At 67.8% G+C, this 2517-nt stretch carries 3 protein-coding genes; all 3 read left to right on the forward strand.

Features of this window, described 5'->3' with window-relative positions; genetic code table 11:
- A partial coding sequence (locus Q0R63_RS09240) for a transposase (protein ID WP_295696618.1) occupies positions 1 to 736 on the forward strand: 736 nt, incomplete at its 5' end.
- A 167-nt stretch (positions 737 to 903) separates the two neighbouring features.
- Complete coding sequence (locus Q0R63_RS09245; protein WP_295696620.1) at positions 904 to 1197, forward strand: hypothetical protein; 294 nt, start codon at positions 904 to 906, stop codon at positions 1195 to 1197.
- A 22-nt stretch (positions 1198 to 1219) separates the two neighbouring features.
- Positions 1220 to 1399, forward strand: coding sequence for a helix-turn-helix transcriptional regulator (locus Q0R63_RS09250; protein ID WP_295696622.1), 180 nt, complete (start codon positions 1220 to 1222; stop codon positions 1397 to 1399).
- Positions 1400 to 2517: the final 1118 nt, after the last annotated feature.

Genomic DNA, 2517 nt, shown 5'->3' on the forward strand with positions numbered 1-2517 from the left:
CGGCGCGTCACACGGGTTGTTGGAATGGCTGACCGGCCTGGATGCGAAACGTGGCCGGACAGTGCAGTATTCGGTCGGGTACGGCGTCAACCAGCTGGTCCGCGACGCCATCGCCCAGGTCCCGAAGACGGCATGGCAGCCCGCGATCACCGCCCAAGGCGAACCCCGCGAACACGGTGACATGCAGGTGGCTGTGGAGATTACCGGCATGCTGAACCTCAAGAACTGGCCGGCCGGGATGGGGGTCCTGATCCGGCGCGAGCACCCCCACCCCGGCGCGTCCTTGACCTTGTTCGAGCACGCCGACGGGTGGCGCTACCAGGCCGTCGCGACCAACACGCCCGTCGCCAAGGGTGGGCAGGTCGCGTTCCTGGAGGCCCGCCACCGCGCCCACGCCATGCACCAACATGTTGAGACGAGGATCCGGCACGCCAAGGACACGGGCATCGGCCGATTTCCCTCCCGCGAATACGCCATCAACCAAGCCTGCTTGAGCATGACCATCGCCGCATCCATCGCCGCCGACCTCATCGCATGGCTGAGACTGCTCGCCCTGCCCCCAGAACTGAAGGCGAGCGAACCGAAAGCGTTGCGCTACCGATTCCTCCAGGTCCCCGCCCGCCTCACCCACGGCGCCCGCCGCCGGCACCTCCGCTTCCCCCGGACCTGGCCCTGGGCCGAGCAGATCGTCGCCGCCTTCACCGCGATCCGCACCCTCACCCCGCTTCGGACCTGAGACCCCGGGTCTCTCACCAGTCCACCCACCAGCGAGCACCACCCGGAGAACCGCCCCGCAGCGCCACGCGGCCCACCGGCATCCCCGTGGGCCCCGAACCCGAGCCACCCGCCCAAGACCTACCCGTCAGGCGACCTCATGAAAGACCGAGGCTAGGAGGACCGCAGATGACCACAGCCACTCTCACCCCCACCCACACCACCTGGTGCCAGGGAGCCCACGTCGGGAGCGCGTGCCTTGGCAAGCAAGCCCGGATAGAGCTCAGCCTCCAGCCGCGGCAGGACACCCAGGACACCGGAGACAGCACGACGCCGGACACGTTCTCCGCCAGCATCGAGGGAGACCGGCACGACAGCGCGGGCCGGCCGTCCATCCAGGTCGAGCACGGCGCCGGGGGCGACTTCGCCTTCCTCACCGCGACGAGGACCACACACTCGCGCAGGAGTTGCTCCTGCTCGTAGCCACCATCAACAGGCAGATCCGATGACCACGGGCGAGAGCTTCCGCCACCTGCGTCGCCAGCGCGGTCTGCGTCAGGTCGACATCGCGACCCGCGCCGGCTGCTCAGCGCGGACCGTGTCCCGTCTCGAGGCGGACGGGCCGACTTACTGGCGCATCCTCGCGGCCTGCGTCCTCGCTGTGCTTGAGCCGGTGGCCCGATGACCACCACGACCGCTCAGGCCGTCTAGCACGAGTCATGGTGCAACGATCACGTCCTTCTCACCGCTGACCTGGTGGAGTTGATCGAGGAGAACAGCTGGTGTCGCGGGGGTGTTCTGGCGCGGCGATCCGGACGAGAACGGCAATCGAGGACCAAGGCGCCCGGGCCGGGGTCGTCCTCGAGGTCTACTCCTGCGCCGACTCGTTTCAACGCCGACGCAGGCCCGCGACATGGCCGCCGTGCTGGTTCAGGCTGCGGAGGTGATGGGGGGCCTTGGCTAGGGCCTCCCAGGGGGCGGCTGTACGGTCCGTCTTAGTGTCGCCGCCGCCATTGGGGGTCCCCCCTGGCCTCGGTGCGGCGGCGACACGCCCCTTCCGTAAACAGGGGCTCTCGGGTTACCGTCGTGGCTCTGACCGGTCGAGGTGTGGTAACTGACCCGGCCGGGAACGTCGACATGGCCACCCGTTGAACGCCGCCACGGGCCTATCCGGGCCGGACCTTCGACGTCGAAACAGCACCCCCGCTCGGGCTGAGCGGGGGTGCTGTTGTGCGTTTACTGGATGCGACGAGGCTTACGCAGACCCTCATTGAAGCGCTCTCGCGATTTCCGCATTTGCGCTGTAGTGGGGTCAGCCAACTCTTGCAGTCGGTCTGCGCGTCCCTTGGCGCAGTCGCGACAGAGGGCATTGCCATTGAGCATGGTCACGGCCAGCTCGTCCTCGTCCGCGACGGTCAGGTGGTCGACGCAGAGCAGCTCCTCCATGCGCGACCATAACCTGAGCCCAGGTACCACCACTGGGACAAGCGGTACGACCGAGGTCCTACTGACTTGGAGCCCGAAGCTGCGCCGACGAGGTTCATGGTGAGCCGCGTGGCCCGAATATCTCACGACGTCGCTGCCCCAAGTCAGTGGCGACGGGTCAGGTGTCGTGGTTCTCTAAGACGCATGGCGATCGGGGACCGATGTCTCGGATAGTGCACGGTCCCCGCCCGGTCAGTGCGCTACTGAGCTGACGCCAGCACTTTTACGTGGGGTCGGGCGGGTTTGGCTTTTGGGGCTGCCGGACTGTTGGGGGGGGTGGCCTCGGTGCCCACACGGGGCAGGAGGGCTATTGGGGCT

The sequence above is a fragment of the Lapillicoccus sp. genome (assembly GCF_025353065.1).
Taxonomy (GTDB): Bacteria; Actinomycetota; Actinomycetes; order Actinomycetales; family Dermatophilaceae; genus Lapillicoccus.